This is a genomic window from Amycolatopsis sp. CA-161197, from assembly GCF_050942255.1.
Taxonomy (GTDB): Bacteria; Actinomycetota; Actinomycetes; order Mycobacteriales; family Pseudonocardiaceae; genus Amycolatopsis.
The window spans coordinates 1,222,120-1,240,983 of record NZ_CP192059.1 but is presented as its reverse complement, the minus strand read 5'-3'; the positions used below and the strand labels follow the sequence as shown (position 1 = coordinate 1,240,983).

The window sequence follows — 18,864 nt, the reverse complement described above, 5'->3', positions numbered from 1 at the left end:
CTTGCGCTCGCGAGAAGCATACCTAACTTAGCTATCGAGGAGTCACCATGTCCACCGTCCTGATCTCCGGCGCCAGCATCGCCGGCCCCGCGCTGGCCTACTGGCTGCGTGAATACGGCTTCGCCGTCACCGTCGTCGAGAAGGCCGCGGCCCTGCGCGGCGGCGGTTACCCCATTGACATCCGCGGCACCGCCCTCGGCGTGGTCGAGCAGATGGGCCTGATGCCGCGGCTGCGTGAGGCCGACGTCAACACGCGGCAGCTCACCTTCCTCGGCGCCGACGGCAGCACAATCGCCTCGCTGCGCCCGGACGCCATCACCGGCGGCATCGAGGGCCGCGACCTGGAAGTGCGCCGCGGCGACCTCGCCGAAGCGCTCTACAGCACCATCCGCGAAGGCGTCGAGTTCCTCTTCAACGACAGCGTCGCGGCCCTCGACGACCACGACGACGGAGTCGACGTGACCTTCCGCAGCGGCCGGCGCCGCACGTTCGACCTGGTCATCGGCGCTGACGGCCTGCACTCGGGTGTCCGCGCCCTGAAGTTCGGTCCCGAAGAGCAGTTCCACACCTACCTCGGCTACTGCTTCGACGGCTTCACGCTGCCCAACACCTTCGGCCTGCATCGCGAGGGCGTCCTCTGGAGCTTGCCCGGCCGCGGCGCCGCGCTCTACGCGGCGGGCGAGAGCGAGCAGATCCACGGCTTCCTCACCTTCGCGCGTCCCGAGCCGCCCTTCGCGGCGTTCCGCAACCCGGACGCGCAGCGCGAGCTCGTCGCCGAGGTCTTCGCGGGCGACGGCTGGCAGATCCCCCGCCTGGTCGAGGGGATGCGCACGGCCGACGACCTGTTCTTCGACGTCGTCAGCCAGATCCACCTGCCGCATTGGTCCGCGGGGCGCGTCGCGCTCGTCGGCGACGCCGCGTTCGCGCCGTCGTTCCTCACGGGCCAGGGCTCCAGCACCGCGCTGGTCGGTGCGTACGTGCTTGCGGGTGAGCTGGCCACCCGCGCCGACCACACGACGGCGTTCGAGGCCTACGAACAGACCGCGCGTCCGTTCGTCGAGGCCAACCAGGCCATGGTCTCCGAAGGCAACGCCACGATGTTCCCCGCCACGGCCGAAGCGCTGGCCGAGCGCAACGCCTACCTGCGCGAACTCACGACGTTGCCCGGCGGCCCGGGCCGCCCGGAGCACAGTGCACTGGAGCTGCCGGACTTCAGCGGTCGACGGCCGGCCGGTAGCCGCGTATGACCGGTTGCGTCCTTTTCGGACTGTCCGGTGCGGGCTCAGTCTCGAAGCTCGGCGGAGCCGAACCTCGCCACGCAGTGCCACACCCGCTTGAGCGCCTGCTCGTCGTGACGGCCGGTGCGCGACGCGTCGCCGAGCACACGGGGATCGAGACGTCCGTCGCAAGCCAGCGATTCCCCGAGCCGGACGAACTCCGGGCCGCGGTACTCCGGGTGCCGGCGCAGTTCGCTCGTGGTCAGGACGAAGCCGCCGTGCCATTCGACGGCACACGGCAACCGGGCGGCGGCGGCCTCGATCGGAGTGCCGCGGTAGCAGGGATCCAGCACCACGGCTTCGACGTCGGCGCGAAGATCGAGCACGCCGTGGACGTGCGCTTCGACGTAGTCGTCGAGCGGATCAGGATCGTCGCTCAGGGCTGCGGTGATCAACGCGGACAGGCTTGCCGCGACGCCGAACCGACGGGGTTCGAAGAAGCTGTCGGGGTAGCAGAACGTGGTGCGGGCCAGAACCGGCGCGGCGAGGCGCAGGTGGGCCGACCCGAACCGCGGTGAGCCGCCGATCCGGCGGCGGCGGAAGTTCAGCGAACCGTACTTCGGCCGCTGCGCCGGCGGTGCGTCGTCGTAGGCGCCGCCGAAGATCCGGCTCTCCCAGCGCCAGCGGTCGCCGCCGGGATGCGCGGTGAGGCCCCCGTTGCCCGTGCCGGTCTCGAACTGCGACCGGTAGACCCCGTCACGAGCCATCAGGTCCAGAATCGGGGCCCCGGCGACGAGCCGGTCCGGGTGGAAGTGCAGGGTCACTCGCCACAACGGGTCCGCGGGCGCACCGGCCGCGCGTGCTGCCACGTGGGTGATCGCGGTCTCGTGCGGGTGCGGCATGGCTCCAGTATCCGCGCCGATCTCACCGATCCACCGCAAGCCGGTAGCCGCGTTTGACCACGGTCTGGATGACGGCCGGCCCGCCGAGGGCGGTGCGCAGGCGGCCGATGGCGGTCTCGACCGCGTGTTCCTCGCCGCCACCGGGGAGGGACGTGGTGAGTTCACGGCGGGAGACGACCCGGCCGGGCGAGTGGGCCAGGGCGCGGAGCAGGGCCATGGGGGCCGGGGCGATGTCGTGCCAGTCGCCGTCGAGGAGGACGGCGTGGCCGCGCAGTTCGAGGGCGTGGCCGGCGACGGTGAGGCACGGGGTGCGGGCCAGGAGCGCATCGGCGACGGTGCGGGCGAGGGCGCCGAGGCGGGAGCGCGCGGGCTGGACGGTGGGGATGCCCAGCGCGGCAAGGGGTGCGGCTGTGATGGGGCCGACGCAGGCGACGACCACGCGCGACGTCAGGGCGTCGACCAAACCGGGCAGGCGGCCGGTGCGGCGGGCCAGGGCGAGCGTCGACGCGGCGGCCGGCGCGGAGGTGAAGGGCAGGGCGTCGACGGTGCCGTCGAGCACGGCGTCCAGCAGGCGGTCGAGCGGGCCGGGGTCGGCCGGGCCGACCCAGCGGTAGACAGGGATCTCGATCACGGCCGCGCCCGCCGCGCGCAGGGCCTCGGTGAAGAACGGCAGAGGTTCGCCATGCAGTTGCACGGCGATCGTCAAGCCGTCCACACCGGACTCAAGGAGGTACTGCAGCACGCCGGCATTGCTTTCCGACGGCGGGGAGTAGTCCTCCGACAAGCCCGCGGCCCGCAAGGCGCCCGTGGCTTTCGGGCCGCGCGCGACGAGGCGGGCGCGGGCGAGGTGGGTCAGCAACGCGTCGCCGAGGTCCCAGCCCTCGGCGGCCTCCACCCAGCCGCGGAAGCCGATGCCGGTGGTGGCGACCACGACGTCCACTGTGGACTCCAGCAAGCGCACGGTGGCGGCGTGCAGTTCGGTGTCGTCGGCGAGCGGGACGATGCGGATGGCCGGCCCGTACCGCACGCCAGCTCCCTTGCGCACGAGCAGCGCGCCGAGCTCGTCGGCCCGGCGCGCCGCCGTGATGCCGGCGACGAAACCCGCCAGCGGGAGCACGTCCGTCACGGGGAGCCCACCTCGACGATTCCTTCCCGCACCCGCAGGCGGTAGACAGGCACGGAAACGCCCGGCGAGTCGAGGCACTGTCCAGTGCGGAGCGAGAACCGTCCTTGTAGACCGGCGACGCGACCACGGGCTCACCCCCGGCGTCACCCACGATCCCGCGCGACAGCAGCGCCGCGCCACTGCACGGGTCCCAGTTGGACAGCGCGAACCACTCCGAGCCGACGTGGAACACGGCCACCTGCTCGCCCTCGACCAGCGCCGCCACGCCGGAGCAGTCGCCCACTCGCGTGGCCGCGCACACGGCCGTCCAGGTCCGTTCGATCGACGTTGTCATCGCCGCACCTCCGATTTCCCGAGCTGCGGCACGCCCAGCAGCACCGGAACCCGTTGCGAGCGTTCCGGCCGGAACGAGATCGACGGGTCCGGCGTGCCCGGCGCGTTCACGAACGAGCTGAACCGCGCCAGCTTCTCCGGATCCTCCAGCACACCGCGCCACTCGTCCTCGTAGTCCGTGACGTGCTTGGCCATCGCGGCGTCGAGGTCCTCGCAGATGCCGAGGCTGTCGTCGACGATCACCGCGCGCAGGTGCTCCAGGCCGCCGTCGAGCTCCTCCAGCCACGGCGCCGTGCGCTGCAGCCGGTCGGCGGTGCGGATGTAGAACATGAGGAACCGGTCGATCGTGCGGATCAGCGTCTCGGTGTCCACATCGGACAGGAACAGCTGCGCGTGCCGCGGGGTGGCGCCGCCGTTGCCACCGAGGTAGAGGTTCCAGCCGTGCTCGGTCGCGATCACGCCGAAGTCCTTGCCGCGCGCCTCGGCGCATTCCCGCGCGCAGCCGGAGACGCCGGACTTGATCTTGTGCGGCGAACGCAGCCCGCGATACCGCAATTCCAGCTCGATCGCGAGGCCGACGCTGTCCTGCACGCCGTAGCGGCACCACGTCGAACCGACACACGATTTCACCGTCCGCAGCGCCTTGCCGTACGCGTGCCCGGACTCGAACCCCGCGTCCACGAGCCGCCGCCAGATTTCCGGCAGCTGGTCCACCGTGGCACCCAGCAGGTCGATCCTCTGGCCGCCGGTGATCTTCGTGTACAGCCCGAAGTCCTTCGCGACCTGAGCGATCACCATCAGCTTCTCCGGCGTGATCTCACCGCCGGGGATGCGCGGGACCACGGAGTAGCTGCCGTTGCGCTGCAGGTTGGCGAGGAACTTGTCGTTCGTGTCCTGAAGCGTCGCTTGTTCACCGCCGAGGATGTGGCCGTTGCCGAGCGTCGCCAGGATCGACGCGACGGCCGGCTTGCACACCGCGCAGCCCGAGCCCGTGCCGTAGCGGCTGACCAGCTCGCTGAACGTGGTGATGCGCGTGGCCCGCACGATCTCGAACAGCTCCGCCCGCGACTGGCTGAAGTGTTCGCAAAGCGCCGTCGACTGTTCGACTCCGCACGCGTTGAGCAACTTTCCCAACATCGGCACACACGAGCCGCACGACGTGCCCGCTCGCGTGCACGCCTTGAGCTTGCCGACCGAGTCACAGCCGTCCTCGTGGATCGCCCGCGTCAGCGCACCCTTGGAAACGCCGTTGCACGAGCAGATCTGCGCCTCGTCCGGCAACGCCTCGACCCCGACCGCCGCGCCGCCGCCGGCCGGGGCGAGCAGCGCACCCGGCTCCGCGGGCAGCGGACGGCCGACCAGCGCCCGCAGCGTGTGGTACTCGGCCGCGTCGCCCACGAGCACGCCGCCCAGCAGCGTCCGGCCGTCGTCGGTGACCACGAGCTTCTTGTACGTGCCGGTCACGGCGTCGTTCACCGCGACTTCGAGCGCACCCTCGGTCGCCGCGTGTGCGTCGCCGAAGCTGGCGACGTCCACTCCCATCAGCTTCAGCTTGGTGGCCGTGTCCGGCTCCGGGAACGACGCCGCTCCCCCGGTGAGCCGCGCCGCGACGACCTCCGCCATCGCGTACCCCGGCGCGACGATCCCGTACACCCGCCCCTCGACGGCCGCGCACTCGCCGATCGCGAACACCGCCGGATCGCTGGTGCGGCACTCGGCGTCCACGAGCACCCCACCACGTTCGCCTACGGCCAGGCCACACTCCCGCGCCAGATCGTCCCGCGGCCGGACTCCCGCGGAGAACACCACGAGGTCGACGTCCAGCTCGGTGCCGTTGCCGAGCTTGGCCAGCAGCCGGGACCCGTCGGCTTCGAGAGAGTCCGTCGAGGTTCCCGTGTGGACGGTCACGTCGAGCTGCTGGATGAGCCGCCGCAGCAGCGCGCCACCGCCCTCGTCGACCTGCAACGGCATCAGCCGCGGCGCCATCTCCACCACGTGCGGGGACAAGCCCAGATCCCGCAACGCCTTCGCGGCCTCCAGCCCGAGCAGCCCGCCCCCGATCACCACCGCGGACCGGCGCCCACGGCCCGGCTTCGAGGCGGCCACCCGGATGGCATCGAGGTCTTCGATCGTCCGGTACACGAACACACCCGGCAGGTCGCGACCCGGCACCGGCGGCACGAACGGCCGCGACCCCGTGGCCAGCACCAGAGCGTCGTACTCTTGCACGCGGCCGGACGCGGTGGTCACCGTGCGAGCTCCGCGGTCCACCGCTGCCACAGCGTCACCCAGCCGGAGCTCCACGAGGGGATCTTCCGCATAGTCCGAGCCGGGCAGGGCCAAGGCCGCCGGGTCCCAGGTGTCCACATAAGACGTCAGCGCCACCCGGTCGTACGCCGGCCGGTTCTCCTCGGCCAGCACCACGACGCGCCACTCGCCCGCCGGATCCGCCGCGCGCAGCGCCTCCACGAGCCGGTGCGCGACCATGCCGTGCCCGGCCACCACGAGTGTCCTCATCAGACCTCCGCTCCGGCCAGCGCCACCTGCGCCCGCACCGCGGGTTTGCGCAGGTACACCAGCCACGTCACGCCCACGCACACCGCGTAGAAGACCAGAAACCCGATGAACGCGGGGATCCCGCTGTGCGCGTCGGCGAACGACTGCCGGAAGGCGAGGTTGATGAACAACCCGCCCAACGCGCCGATCGCCCCCGCCAGCCCGATCAACGCGCCGGACAGGCGGCGGGCCTTGAGCAGTTCCGCGGCCTCGTCACCGCCGAGGTCGATGGCGGCGCGCGCCTTCACCTGGAAGATCGCCGGGATCATCTTGTACGTCGAGCCGTTGCCGACGCCCGTCAGGACGAAGAGGACGATGAATGCGATCGTGAACAACACCAGCGAGTTCGCCGACGACGCCAGCACCAGCACCACCGTGGCCAGTGCCATCAGGCCGAACGTGGCGAACGTGACCCGGCCGCCGCCGAGCCGGTCGGACAGCCGGCCACCCAGCGGCCGCGCCAGTGAGCCGAGCAGCGGCCCCAGGAACGTCACCGCGGCGGCCTGCAACGGCGTGCGGCCGAACTGGTTCTGCAGCACCAGCCCGAACGCGAAGCTGTAGCCGATGAACGAGCCGAACGTGCCGACGTACAGCAGCGACATCACCCACGTGTGTCCATATCGGACGACCTCGCGCATGGCCCTGGTGTCACCGCGGACGGTGGCGAGGTTGTCCATGAACAGCGCGGCGCACAGGGCCGCGATCACGATCAGCGGCAGGTAGATGAACAGCACCAGCCGCGGCGCGGTCGCCCCGGCCGTGCCGATCACCAGCAGCCCGACCAGCTGGATCACGGCGACACCCAGGTTGCCGCCGCCCGCGTTGAGACCGAGCGCCCAGCCCTTGTACCGCTCGGGATAGAACGTGTTGATGTTCGTCATCGACGACGCGAAGTTCCCGCCGCCGACGCCGCCCAGCGCGGCCATGAGCACGAAGGTGCCCAACGACGTTCCCGGGTGCAGCACGATCGCCGTCAGTACCGTTGGCACCAGCAGCAGCGCCGCGCTGAAGATCGTCCAATTGCGACCGCCGAACTTCGCCACCGCGAACGTGTAGGGCAGCCGCATGATCGCGCCCACAAGCGTCGGTGTGGACACCAGCAGGAACTTGTCCGCCGCCGAGAACCCGTAGGCGGGCCCCATGAACAGCACGATGACCGACCACAGTGTCCAGATCGAGAAGCCGATGTGCTCGGCGAACACGGAGAACCACAGGTTGCGGCGGGCGATCCGCTTTCCGGTCGTCTCCCAGAAGGTCTCGTCCTCGGGTGCCCAGTGCTCGATCCAGCGGTTCTTCACGGCGTCCTCCTTGGCAAGAGAGAGTCGGATGGTCACTGCGCGGCCAGCCAGCCCGCCACGGCCGACACGGTGTCGTGGCAGCCGCCGCAGCCGGTGGTGGCGCGGGTGGTACGGGCGAGCGCGGCGACGTCGGTCGCGCCACCGCGCCACGCGTCGACGAGCCGGCCCTTGGTCACGGCGTTGCACCGGCAGATCAACGCCGACGCCGGCAGGTCGGCCGGACTCGCGGCGGCCGGCGTGCCCGCGGGCAGCGCGCGGCCGAGCAGCACGGCGAGCCGGTCTTCGGGCAGCGGGATGCCGCGGTCGTGGAACTGCGTGACGGTCGCGGCGGCGTCGGGCAAGCCGAGCAGGATCGCGCCGGTCACTCGGTTGTCGCGGACCACGAGCTTGCCGTAGCGGCCGCCGGACGGGTCGTCGATCGTGAGCACGTCGGCGTCGTCGCTCGCGTGCGTCTCGCCGAGCGCGGTCAGGTCGACACCGCGAGCCTTCAGCCGCGTGACGACGGTCGTGCCGCGGTAGCGCGCTGCGGTGTCGGTGCCCGTGAGGAGATCCGCGAGGACCGCCGCCTGCTCCCACGCGGGTTGCACGAGCCCGGCCGGCGCGTGCGCGTGGCGCGCGCAGTCGCCGAGGGCGTGGACGCGGCCGTCGCTCGTGCGGAGCAGGTCGTCGACGAGCACGCCGCGGTCCACTTCGAGCCCCGCTGCCTCGGCGAGCGCGGTCTCCGGCCGGACGCCTGCGGCGACCACGACCAGATCAGCCGGGATGAAGCTGCCGTCGTCGAGCTTCACGCCGTCGCCGGGCAGGTGGCGCGCGGCCGTCGCGTCGAAGCGGAAGGTCACGCCCAGCTCGGCGAGCCGCCGAGCGAGCACGCGGCCGGCACCGGCGTCGAGCTGGCGTTCCATCGGGTGGCCGTGCGGGTGCACCACGGTCACGTTCGCGCCGCGCCCGGCCAGGCCGCGCGCGGCTTCGAGGCCGAGCAGCCCACCACCGAGCACCACGACGGGTGCGCCGGGCCGGGCGGCGTCGAGGATGCGGGTGCAGTCGTCGAGGGTCCGGAACGTCGCGACGCCCGGCCCCGGCTCGAGCCCTTCCACCGGCGGCAGCCACGGCGTGGCGCCGGTCGCGAGCACGAGCGCGTCGTAGTCCAGCGGTCCGTCGGTGGTCTCCACGCGGCGGTTCACGCGGTCGAGACCCGTGACGGACGTCCCCAGCCGCAGGTCGACGTGCGCGCGAGCCGCCCAGTCCTCGTCGTGCAGCCGCACCGTCGCCGCACTCAGCCCGCCGGAGAGCACGGACGACAGCAGCACCCGGTTGTACGCGGGATGCGGCTCGGCTCCGACGATCGTCAGCCGCGCCCGCCCCGCCGACGGGTCCCGGCGGCGGATCTCGTCGGCCAGCCGCGCCCCGGCCATGCCGTAGCCTGCCACGACCACATGCCGGGCGCTCATGCGTCCACTCCAGCATCCACTCTGGACAGTGCGACCGCGCACACCTTGAACTCCGGCATACGGCTCACCGGGTCCAGCGCCGGGTTCGTCAGCAGGTTCGCGCGCCCCTCACCGGGAAAGTGGAACGGCAGGAACACCAGGTCGGGCCGCAGCGAGGCGACGCACCGCACCCGCGCGACCGTCTCGCCGCGCCGCGAACGGACCAGCGCCCGTTCCCCCTCGGCGAGACCGGCGCGGTCGGCGGTGTCGGGATGGACCTCCACGAACATCTCGGGCACGACGTCCACCAGCTCCGGGATCCGGCGTGTCTGGGCACCGGACTGGTAATGCTGCAAGACGCGACCCGTGGTGGCCTGCAAGGGAAACTCTGCGTCGGGCAGCTCAGCGGGCCCGGTGTGGTCGACGGCGACGAACCTCGCCCGGCCGTCCGGGTGGGCGAAACGGTCGAGGAACATCCGCGGGGTTCCGGGATGCTCCGCGGAAGGCACCGGCCAGTGCAGCGCGTCACCGGTGCGCAGCCGGTCGTAGGTGACGCCCGAGTAGTCGGCCGTGCCACCCTTCGACGCCGCGCGCAGCTCCTCGAAGACGGTTTCCGCGTGGACCGGGAACCGCTCGGCCGGCTGGCCGAGCCGGATCGCGAGCTCCCGCAGCACGTCGAGGTCGGACCGGACGCCCGCCGGCGCGTCGACGGCCTTGCGGCGCAGCAGGATCCGGCCTTCGAGATTGGTGAGCGTGCCGTCTTCCTCGGCCCACTGCGTCACGGGCAGCACGACGTCGGCGCGCTCGGCCGTCTCCGACAGCACGAAGTCGGCGACCACGAGGAAGTCCAAAGCGGACAGTCGATCTTGGACCCGCCGCGAGCGCGGCGCCGACACCACGACGTTGCTGCCGAACACCAGCAAGGCCTTCGGCCCGCCCTCCTGCCCCAGCGCGTCGAGCAGCTCCGTCGCCGAACGCCCCGGCCCCGGCAGGCTCTCCGGCGCGACGCCCCAGACTCCGGCGACGTGCTCGCGCGCGGCCGGGTCGTCGATCTTCCGGTATCCCGGTAGCTGGTCGGCCTTCTGCCCGTGCTCGCGCCCGCCCTGGCCGTTGCCCTGACCGGTGAGACAGCCGAACCCGGAGCCGACACGACCGGGCAGCCCCAATGCGAGCGCCAGGTTGATCCACCCGCTGACGTTCGCCGTCCCCGTCGCGTGCTGCTCGGTGCCCCGCGCAGTGAGGACATACGCGTTGTGCGCCTCACCCAACATCGCGGCGGCCCGTCGTTGGTCCGCCGCGGCAACACCCGTCACGCGCTCGGCCCGCTCCGGCCACCACGCAGCGGCCAGGCGCCACGCTTCGTCGAACCCGGCCGTCCGGAGATCCACATAGGACTTGTCGAGGTGTCCCTCGGCGACCACCGCGTGCAGGATTCCCAACGCCAGAGCCAGGTCCGTCCCCGGCGCCGGCGCGAGGTGCAGGCTCGCGAGCTCGGCGGTCGGCGTGCGCCGCGGGTCGATGACGATCAGCTCGGCACCTCGCAGGTGCTGCACGAACGGCGGCATCGTCTCCGCCGGGTTCGCCCCGGCGAGCAGCACGACGTCCGCGTCCGCGAGATCCGTGACGGGGAACGGCAGTCCGCGATCCGCGCCGAACGCCTTCAGCCCCGCCGCCGCGGCCGACGACATGCAGAACCGGCCGTTGTAGTCGATCTGCGAGGTCCCGAGCGCGACCCGCGCGAACTTCCCCAGCAGGTAAGCCTTTTCGTTGGTCAGCCCGCCGCCGCCGAACACCGCGACGGAGTCGGGCCCGTGCGACGAACGCAGCTCACGCAGCTTCGCCGCCACGAGATCCAGCGCCTCGGCCCAGCTCGCCGGCTGCAGCTCACCGTCGCGCCGGATCAGCGGCGTGGTCAGCCGATCGCCGGACCGCAGGAGCTCCCCGGACGTCCAGCCCTTCTGGCACAGACCGCCAGCGTTGACCGGGAAGTCGCGCGGCGTGACGCGCGTGCCGGCCAAGCGCATCCCGCATTGCAACGCGCAGTAGGGGCAATGCGTGTCGACGTGCGGCACGGGCGCTCCTCGGGGTCGGCGATGGCCCCGACGCTAAGCACGCCGTGTTACCTGAAGATGCCTGATTGTTTCAGGCAGTTGACATCACTCGCCACTTCCCGCGCGCCCGCGGTGAGAACTACAGGATCGCGCTGACCTCGCGCGCCGCGGCGCGCAGACCGTCGAGCGCCGCGCCCGTCGAGCGCGGGTTCAACGCGTTGGCCGCCAAGCGGAACAGCACTGCGCGCAGCAGCAGCTGCGGCCATTCCGGCAGGTGCGCCCAGCGGTCGAGCAGCTCGCCGGTGGCACCGCCCCACGCCAGGGCGTCGACGGCCACGATCGCCGCGCCCCACTCGCCCGGCCGGTAGTACGGCACGAAGTCGACGATGCCGGGCGCCGCGTCACCGTCGAAGAGCACGCCCGCGAGCAGCTCACCGTGCGCGACCTGCAACGGCAGCTTGATCGGCCGGCGCGAAGGCGCGAGCACCTCGAACCAGCGGCCGCCCTTGGCCTCGTCGAGCGGGCGGTCGAGCTCTTCCCACGCGATGCGGTCGGCCACCGCGTCGAGGTCGTCGCGTGCGGACAGGAAATCGGGCCGCGGCAGGTCGGCCGTGGCGCGGTGCAGCTTCACCGCGGCGAGCATGGCGCCGTCGACGTGGTTCTCGGCCGTGCCCGAGACGTAGCGCCAGGCCGACCAGTCACCGACGATCCAGCGGCCGTCGCTCGCGCGCACCGGTTTCGCGATCCGCAGGCCCGGATCCTCGGCGTGCTCCAGCGCGCGGGCGGTCCACAGCGTGCGCGACCGGTCCGAAACCGGCTTCAGCACGAGGTCGCCGCAGCGCCAGGCCGTCGAGTCCGGCAACGCCGAAACGAGGCCGATGTCGCCGCCGAAGGCCGCGCACACCCGCTCGGATGGCCGTTCGAGAGTGGACCGCACGAGAACCGAAGGTACCCGCCCGCACGCGCCACGAACGAGAAGACGCGCTGGTCACGGACCGCTTTCATATTTCAGACACAGCCGCCGCCACCGGCCCAAAACGCCAGGAAGGCCTCCCCGGCGAACCGGGAAGGCCTTCCTGGGCGGAAACCGTCAGTAGGTGGGCAGGCTCGGGTCGATCTGCTTGGCCCAGGACAGGATGCCGCCACCGAGGTGCGTGGCGTCCTTGAACCCGGCCGCGTGCAGCGCGGCCAGCGCCTCCGCCGAACGCGCACCCGACTTGCAGTGCAGCACGATCGGCTTGTCCTGCGGCAGCTCGGCCAACGCCTCGCCCGAGAGGATGCGGTCCTTCGGGATCAGCGTGGCGCCCTTGATGTTCACGATCTCGTACTCGCCGGGCTCGCGGACGTCGATGAGGGCGAAGTCGTCGCCGTTGTCGAACTTGGCCTTGAGCTCCGCCGGCGTGATCGTGCTGCCCGAAGCGGCCTGCGCGGCCTCGTCGGACACGACACCGCAGAAGGCTTCGTAGTCGATCAGCTCGGTGATCTTCGGGGTCTCCGGGTCCTTGCGGATCTTGACCTCGCGGTACTTCATCTCCAGCGCGTCGTAGCTGATGAGCCGCCCGAGCAGGGGCTCACCGATGCCGGTGATGAGCTTGATCGCCTCGGTCACCATGATCGAGCCGATGGACGCGCACAGCACGCCCAGCACGCCACCCTCGGCGCACGAGGGGACCATGCCGGGAGGCGGCGGCTCCGGGTAGAGGTCGCGGTAGTTCAGGCCCTTGCCGTTGGGCGCGTCTTCCCAGAAGACGCTGACCTGGCCTTCGAAGCGGAAGATCGAGCCCCACACGTACGGCTTGCCCAGCAGCACGGCGGCGTCGTTCACCAGGTAACGCGTGGCGAAGTTGTCGGTGCCGTCGAGGATCAGGTCGTACTGGCTGAAGATCTCCAGCGCGTTCGACGACTCCAGCCGCTCCACGTGCAGATGCACCTTGACGAGCGGGTTGATCTCGGCGATCGACTCCTGCGCCGACGCGGCCTTGAGCTTGCCGACGTCGGACACGCCGTGGATGACCTGGCGCTGCAGGTTGGACTCGTCGACCACGTCGAAGTCGATGATGCCGAGCGTGCCGACCCCCGCCGCGGCGAGGTACAGCAGCGCGGGGCTGCCGAGGCCGCCGGCACCGATGACCAGGACCTTCGCGTTCTTCAGCCGCTTCTGCCCGGTCACCCCGACGTCCGGGATGATGAGGTGGCGGCTGTACCGGGCCACCTCTTCCTTCGTGAGCTCCGCAGCCGGCTCAACGAGCGGCGGCAGTGCCGTGTCTGACATCGGGTCCTCCATACTCGCGTGGATCGCGTAGTCAATCCCAGTATCCACAACGCTCGCAGGCAAGGTGGGCTTCCCGGCGTCCGGATCGTGGGACGAGGGTTGCTTTGTACCGCGAGACCGTGATTACGCCTGCGGCGTCGGGTTCGGCCAGGCGTTGGGCACGCAGACGTGGTGGTCGGCCGCGACCTTCCCCTTGTCGCCGCCGGGGATGTTGTTGAGCATCGCCACGTAGTCGTCGGCCACACCGAACGACTGCTGCATCATCACGGGCGCCGGGTCGCCGTTGGCGGGGCAGCCCACGTGGTTGTTGCCGAGCGCGTGGCCCACCTCGTGGTTGATGGCGTACTGCCGGTAGCCCGTCATGTCGGCGCCGTAGGCCTTCGCGCCGCGCACCCAGCGGGCGAGGTTGATGAGCACGCGGCCCATGCTGCGGCGGTAGCACGAGGCTTCGAACTTGATCTGGAACCCGCACGCGTCGGCGCGGTGCGTCGTGTTCGGCGTGGTGAGACTCACGCGGAAGCTCGGGTCGGGGTAGCTCGCGTCGACGCGCTGCAGCCGGATCTTGCCGTTCCACGTCCAGCTGCGCGGGTCGGACAGGATGCCCTGCACGGCCGTGGCGAAGCTGTCGTCGCCGGCGTAGCTCGACGGGTCGATGCCGTCTTCGACCTCGACGGTGTAGGTGTACAGCTTGCCGCTCTTGCCGACCGTGGGGCCCGAGCCCGGCACGACGTGCCAGGTGCCCTTGCCGCTCTCGGTGTAGTTGCCGCCCGTGGGCAGCTCGGCCGTCGGCACGTTCACGTCCGCCGGTTTGGCGGGGTTCTCGGGGATGGCCTGGCCGCCGTCGATCGCGCCGGCCGCCGCGTCGCCCACCGCCGACTCGCCGGTGCCCGCGGTGGTGGTCGACCCGGGCTCGGCCGGGCTCGTGGCCGTGTTCACCACGACGAGCGCGGTGATGACGACCAGGATCGGCAGCGCGTACACGCGCCAGCCGTAGGTCTTCACGAACCCGCCGACACCGCGCTTCTTCGCAGCCGGCCTGCGGGCGGTGGGCTTCTCCTCGTCGCCCTTCGGCTGCCACGACGCCTTCAGCGGCTCCGCGCTGGTGCGCCGGGAGCCGGGCCGGTAGCGGTCTTCGCCGACGCGCTGGGCGGGCGGCTTCGACGGCCGGAACTGGCCGACGCGCGGCGAGCCCGTGTCCGTGAGGGGTGAGTTGCGAGAGCTCCTCGAGCTGGTCGACGAACTGCTCGACGAATTCTTTGCCGAGGCCGACGTCGCACGCCTGGCTGAACCGGCGTACGAGGCTCGCCGGTCGTCTCCTCGTGCGTCCTTGGGCCGGTCCACCGCCCCAGGGTGCCATATCCGAACCGTGATGCTCTCGGCGACCGGCTGATGACCGAGAGATGATCTGTCACCCGTTCGGACTACCAGGTGCCCTTCTCAGCGGCCTCCCACAGCCCCAGGACGGCCCGCGCTACGACATTCGGGCGTTCCATCTGAGCCACGTGCCCGGTTCGGGGAAGGACCAGCAGCCGGGCGTGTCGGAGCAGCCGGGCGGTGCGCGGGGCGCGTCGCACGGAGATCACCCGGTCGTGAAGACCCCAGACGACGAGTGTGGGGATGCTCACCCGCGCCGCCACGGACCACAGCGACGCGTCGCCGACCGCGGTCCACCGCCGGAAGATGCCGAACGTGCTGCGCGCCATGGCGGGCGCGGCCCAGGCCAGCGCGGCGCGGGCGCCGTGTTCCTCGGTCAGCTCGTCGAGCCGCTGCTCGGGGAACTTCGCCAGGTCGTAGAAGCACAGCTTGATGACCTGGGCCGCGCGTTCGCGGGCCGTCGCCGAAGCCAGCCGGCGGCGCACGCGCGCGCCGATCACCGGCAGGTACGCCAGCGCCATTATCGGGTCCGACAGCCGCCGCGGGTCCGGGCGGCGGTCGGGCATCGCCGGCGAGATCAGCGTGAGCGTGCGGACCAGCTCGGGGCGCGCGGCGGCCACGAGCAGCACGATCGCGCCGCCCATGGAGTTGCCGACCAGGTGCACCGGCCCCGCGTCGAGGCCCTCGATGTAGCGCGCGACGACCTCGGCGTGCTCGTCGAGGCTGAAATCGAAGCCAGGGGCCGGCTCGGAAAAGCCGAAGCCCGGCAGGTCGATCGCGCGGCCGCTCGCGGTGGGTGCGAGCAGCGCGGCGAGGTCGGTCCAATTGCTGGACGACCCGCCGAGCCCGTGGACGTAGACGGCGACGGTACCGTCGGGTCCGGGGGTGCGGCGTACGTTCAGCGAAACTCCGCCCACGTCCTCGACGACACCGGGCCACGGCGGCAGCACCGGCTCGAGCGCGGGCAACGGCGCCGTGGACAGCGGCACGTGGGTCACGGCCGGGCGCACCGCCGTCGCGGTCGCCGGGCGCGTCGTGGATGTGGTCACCACCCCAGGATGCCCGACACTTGGCGTTTCAGGCGTACCCGCGAGTAATCTCAAACCCGCTTCACGCGGTGGTGCTACTGCCCGGCGAAGCCGTGGACGGGAGGAAGAATGACGGAAATGGCGCGACTGCAGCAACGAGGCGTCCGGCTGCCCAGGACCGAACGCCGCGCCCAGCTGCTGACGGCCGCGCAACGCGTCTTCGCCGAAAACGGCTACCACGCCGCGGCCATGGACGAGATCGCCGAGGAGGCGGGCGTCAGCAAGCCCGTGCTGTACCAGCACTTCCCCGGCAAGCTCGACCTCTACATCGCGCTGCTCGAAAGCCACGTCGACGACCTGGTGAGCCGCGTGAAGGGGGCGCTCGACTCGACGAGCGACAACCGCCAGCGCGTGCCGGCCACGGTTGGTGCCTTCTTCGACTTCGTGAGTGAAGACGCCGGCGCGTTCCGGATGGTCTTCGAAAGCGACCTGCGCGGCGAGCCGGCCGTGCAGGAGGCGGTGGACCGCGCGACTTCGGCCAGTGTCGAGGCCATCACCGAGACCATCACCGCGGACGCCGGGCTCGACGACCACAAGGCCCGGCTGCTGGCCGTCGGCCTCGTGGGCATGTCGCAGGTCTCGGCGCGCTACTGGCTGCAGCACAACCAGGCGATGTCGCAGGAGGAAGCCGTGGCGCTCACGGCCAACCTCGCGTGGCGCGGCATCGGCGGTGGCTTCCCGCTCAAGGACGGCTGACGCGCTTGACCCCGCTCGTGGTGGCCGTCCCCGGCACGCTCTGCAGCCCGGCGGTCTTCGGTCCGCTCGCGCGGGCGTGGCCGGGCGTGGTGCACGCCGTGGACTGGATGACGGCGCCCGGGCCGTGGCGGATCGACGACGTGGCCTCGCGGATCGCGGCCCGGATCGACCGGCCGGTGCTGCTCGTGGGGCATTCGACGGGTGGCTGCATCGCGTTGCGGCTGGCAGCTGATCACCCTGAGCTGGTGGCCGGGCTGCTGCTCGCGAACACCGGCGCGCACATGCGGGGCCACGGTGACGTCGACGGGATCCTGACGACGATCTCGCAGGCGTGGGGGCCGGAGCTGCACGCGGCGGTGCTGGACCGGTCGTTCGCTTCACCGTTGCCGGTGGAGCTGCGCGACGACCTGCTCGCGTACGCCGCGCGCGTGCCGCAGGAGGCCGCGCTGGAGGTGCTGACGAGCCAGCGCGATCTCGATCTGACGCCGGAGCTCGCGTCGATCCGGTGCCCGGTCGAGGTGTTGCACGGCGTCCGCGACCGGGCCCGGTCCGTGGCGGACGCGCGGTACCTGGTCGAACACCTGCCCGCGGCGGAACTGACCACAGTGGACACTGGACACACGCCGGTGTTCGAGGATGTGCCCGCGACCGTTGCCGCGTTGAAGTCTCTTATGGGGCAAGGGTCCTAGCGGCGTTCAGCAGGGTCTTGACGCGCGTGGCGACTTCGGCCGCGCGTTCCTGCGGCAGCATGTGCCCGGCGCCCGGGTAGCGGACGAACTCGGCGTCGGGCAGCTCGTCGGCGATCACCTTCGCGTGCGGCAGCGGGCACAACCGGTCCTTCTCCCCCGCCAGGACCACCGCCGGCACGGTCCGCAGCGCGCGCAACGCCACGCGGCAGTCGTGCACGGAGATCGCGTCCTGGAATTCCCCCAATGACGCTGGATGCGCGCACAGCAGCTGGTCGACGACGCTGTCCACGTCGCCGCGCTTCGGCTTGTCGCCGAACACCAGGAACCGCGCGCCGGACCGCACCATCGCCGGGCTCAGCGGCAGCCGGTCGCCCTTGCGGTGGGCCAGCGCCTTGGCCAGCCGGCGCTCGAACCGCGCCGATATCGACCCGGCCGGCCCCGGCAGCCCGAGCGTGATGCGGTCCATCTGGCCCGACGACGTGGCCACGAACGCCACGCCGGCGACGCGCGCCTTCACCAGGTCCGGATGACGTTCGGCGAGCGCCATGATCGTCATGCCGCCCATGGAATGGCCGGCGAGCACGAGCGGGCCGTTCGGGACGCGTTCGGCGATCAGCTCGGCGAGGTCGTCCGCGAGTCGTGGGATCGTCGCCGCCCCCCGTCGAGCCGGCGACGATCCCCCGTGGCCACGCAGGTCGTAGCGCACCACCCGCGTGGCCGGTCCGAGGTGCCCGACGACGCCGTCCCACGTGCGGTGGTCCTGCGTCCAGCCGTGCACCGGCACGAGCGTGACCGGCGCGTCGGCGGGACCGGAGGTTTCTACGTGCAGCGCGGCCCCGTCACCGGTCACGAACCGGTGCTCCCGCGAAGGGTTGCGGAGCCGTTCGAGGGTGGTCACTTGCCCTCCGGCAGCAGGAAGGACTTCTTCCAGAAGTAGCGCCCCGGCAAGCCGACCAGGCCGGACTCCTGCAGGAACGGCATGATCTTCTCCCCGGCCCACGCGATCGTCCCCCGCCAGTGCGGGTTGTTCAGCGCCGCTTCGACGCCGTCGCGCGGGCGGATGCCGACGGCCTTGTAGACGTTGGGGTTGATGAACGCGCGCGTGACGAAGTACGAGATCAACGCGATGATGAACTGCTGGTAGGCGATCTCGTGCTTGCCCAGCTTGGCCATCCCGCGCGTGACCTCTTCGCGTGCGAAGGTCACGTGGCGCGCTTCTTCGAGCACGTGGATGCGGTTGACCATGCGCACCAGCGGCTGCACGTCCTCGTTCACCATCTGCTCGCGCTGCAGGCGGTCGAGCACCTCTTCGGCCACGAGGATGGCGCCGTAGCGGGCGGGGCCGTAGGAGATCGTGGGCATCAGCTTCGCGAACTGGCGCAGCGCCGGCACCGGGCCGTAGGCGGGGCAGCCGATGCGCGCGGCCATGCGGGCGAACATCGTGGAGTGGCGGCACTCGTCGGCGATCTCGGTGAGGGCGAACTGCGCGTGGGAGCTCGTGGGGTCCTCGTCGTAGACCTCCTTGAGCAGCATCTGCATCAGGAGGATCTCGAACCACAGGCCGGTGGTGGCGACGCTCGCGACCTCGTGCTTGCCGAGCTCGATGCGCTGCTCGGGGGTGAGGGTGTCCCACAGTTTCGTGCCGTAGAGCGACGAGCGCTCGGGGAGGATGTAGTTCTTGCCGTCGACGAGCGGTGCGTCCCAGTCGATGTCGACGTCGGGGTCGTAGAACTTGTTCGCCGAAGACTTCAGCAGCCGGTCGGCGGTCTTCTCCCGGTCGGTCTCCTTGAGCGTCCGCGTCATCGCTCGCCCTCTCTCTTGTAGCTGTAACTTGA

15 protein-coding genes and 1 pseudogene are annotated in these 18,864 nt (G+C 71.3%); 3 read left to right on the top strand and 13 right to left on the bottom strand.

Features of this window, described 5'->3' with window-relative positions; translation table 11 throughout:
- Positions 1–47 precede the first annotated feature (47 nt).
- The gene (locus ACQPXB_RS06215) at positions 48–1,247 is read left to right on the top strand and encodes an FAD-dependent monooxygenase (protein ID WP_432850027.1); all 1,200 of its coding nucleotides are present in this window, start codon (positions 48–50) and stop codon (positions 1,245–1,247) included.
- A 35-nt stretch (positions 1,248–1,282) separates the two neighbouring features.
- On the opposite strand, the gene ACQPXB_RS06210 is transcribed toward ACQPXB_RS06215, so the two are convergent.
- The 11 genes and pseudogenes from ACQPXB_RS06210 to ACQPXB_RS06160 form a co-directional block, all read right to left on the bottom strand.
- On the bottom strand, positions 1,283–2,119 hold the full coding sequence (locus ACQPXB_RS06210; protein WP_432850025.1) for a DUF3626 domain-containing protein: 837 nt from the start codon (positions 2,117–2,119) through the stop codon (positions 1,283–1,285).
- 22 nt (positions 2,120–2,141) lie between these two features.
- Positions 2,142–3,245: a uroporphyrinogen-III synthase gene (locus tag ACQPXB_RS06205; protein WP_386946768.1), complete on the bottom strand. Its 1,104-nt coding sequence runs from the start codon at positions 3,243–3,245 to the stop codon at positions 2,142–2,144.
- Positions 3,242–3,579: pseudogene (gene nirD, locus ACQPXB_RS06200) on the bottom strand (nitrite reductase small subunit NirD). Before nirD ends, ACQPXB_RS06205 begins: the two are co-directional and overlap by 4 nt.
- A complete protein-coding gene (gene nirB, locus ACQPXB_RS06195; protein ID WP_432850023.1) occupies positions 3,576–6,095 on the bottom strand; it encodes a nitrite reductase large subunit NirB in 2,520 nt (839 codons plus the stop codon). Before nirB ends, nirD begins: the two are co-directional and overlap by 4 nt.
- Positions 6,095–7,432: a nitrate/nitrite transporter gene (locus ACQPXB_RS06190; RefSeq protein WP_366575154.1), complete on the bottom strand. Its 1,338-nt coding sequence runs from the start codon at positions 7,430–7,432 to the stop codon at positions 6,095–6,097. Before ACQPXB_RS06190 ends, nirB begins: the two co-directional genes overlap by 1 nt.
- A 32-nt stretch (positions 7,433–7,464) precedes the next feature.
- Positions 7,465–8,880, bottom strand: a complete 1,416-nt coding sequence (locus ACQPXB_RS06185; RefSeq protein ID WP_432850020.1) for an FAD-dependent oxidoreductase — start codon at positions 8,878–8,880, stop codon at positions 7,465–7,467.
- Positions 8,877–10,931: a molybdopterin oxidoreductase family protein gene (locus ACQPXB_RS06180; protein WP_432850019.1), complete on the bottom strand. Its 2,055-nt coding sequence runs from the start codon at positions 10,929–10,931 to the stop codon at positions 8,877–8,879. The genes ACQPXB_RS06185 and ACQPXB_RS06180 overlap by 4 nt, the downstream gene beginning before the upstream one ends.
- Before the next feature lie 118 nt (positions 10,932–11,049).
- A complete protein-coding gene (locus ACQPXB_RS06175) occupies positions 11,050–11,847 on the bottom strand; it encodes a TIGR02569 family protein (RefSeq protein WP_432850018.1) in 798 nt (265 codons plus the stop codon).
- A 153-nt stretch (positions 11,848–12,000) separates the two neighbouring features.
- Positions 12,001–13,182, bottom strand: a complete 1,182-nt coding sequence (gene moeZ, locus ACQPXB_RS06170) for an adenylyltransferase/sulfurtransferase MoeZ (RefSeq protein WP_386946758.1) — start codon at positions 13,180–13,182, stop codon at positions 12,001–12,003.
- 123 nt (positions 13,183–13,305) lie between these two features.
- Complete coding sequence (locus ACQPXB_RS06165; protein WP_432850017.1) at positions 13,306–14,523, bottom strand: DUF3152 domain-containing protein; 1,218 nt, start codon at positions 14,521–14,523, stop codon at positions 13,306–13,308.
- A gap of 80 nt (positions 14,524–14,603) precedes the next feature.
- Positions 14,604–15,608 (bottom strand): alpha/beta fold hydrolase, encoded by a 1,005-nt coding sequence (locus ACQPXB_RS06160; protein ID WP_432850016.1) that lies wholly within the window; start codon positions 15,606–15,608, stop codon positions 14,604–14,606.
- Positions 15,609–15,713: 105 nt separating this feature from the next.
- Between ACQPXB_RS06160 and ACQPXB_RS06155 the strand changes: the two genes are divergently transcribed.
- Together ACQPXB_RS06155 and ACQPXB_RS06150 are read left to right on the top strand one after the other, a co-directional pair.
- Positions 15,714–16,340, top strand: coding sequence for a TetR/AcrR family transcriptional regulator (locus ACQPXB_RS06155; RefSeq protein ID WP_364059285.1), 627 nt, complete (start codon positions 15,714–15,716; stop codon positions 16,338–16,340).
- 5 nt (positions 16,341–16,345) lie between these two features.
- A complete protein-coding gene (locus tag ACQPXB_RS06150) occupies positions 16,346–17,029 on the top strand; it encodes an alpha/beta fold hydrolase (RefSeq protein ID WP_432850014.1) in 684 nt (227 codons plus the stop codon).
- Here the strand turns inward: ACQPXB_RS06150 and ACQPXB_RS06145 are convergent.
- Both ACQPXB_RS06145 and ACQPXB_RS06140 read right to left on the bottom strand, forming a co-directional pair.
- Positions 17,010–17,927: an alpha/beta fold hydrolase gene (locus tag ACQPXB_RS06145; RefSeq protein WP_432850012.1), complete on the bottom strand. Its 918-nt coding sequence runs from the start codon at positions 17,925–17,927 to the stop codon at positions 17,010–17,012. The two genes, ACQPXB_RS06150 and ACQPXB_RS06145, sit on opposite strands and share 20 nt — an antisense overlap.
- Positions 17,924–18,832: an AurF N-oxygenase family protein gene (locus ACQPXB_RS06140; RefSeq protein ID WP_386946754.1), complete on the bottom strand. Its 909-nt coding sequence runs from the start codon at positions 18,830–18,832 to the stop codon at positions 17,924–17,926. Before ACQPXB_RS06140 ends, ACQPXB_RS06145 begins: the two co-directional genes overlap by 4 nt.
- Between the last annotated feature and the right edge of the window lie 32 nt (positions 18,833–18,864).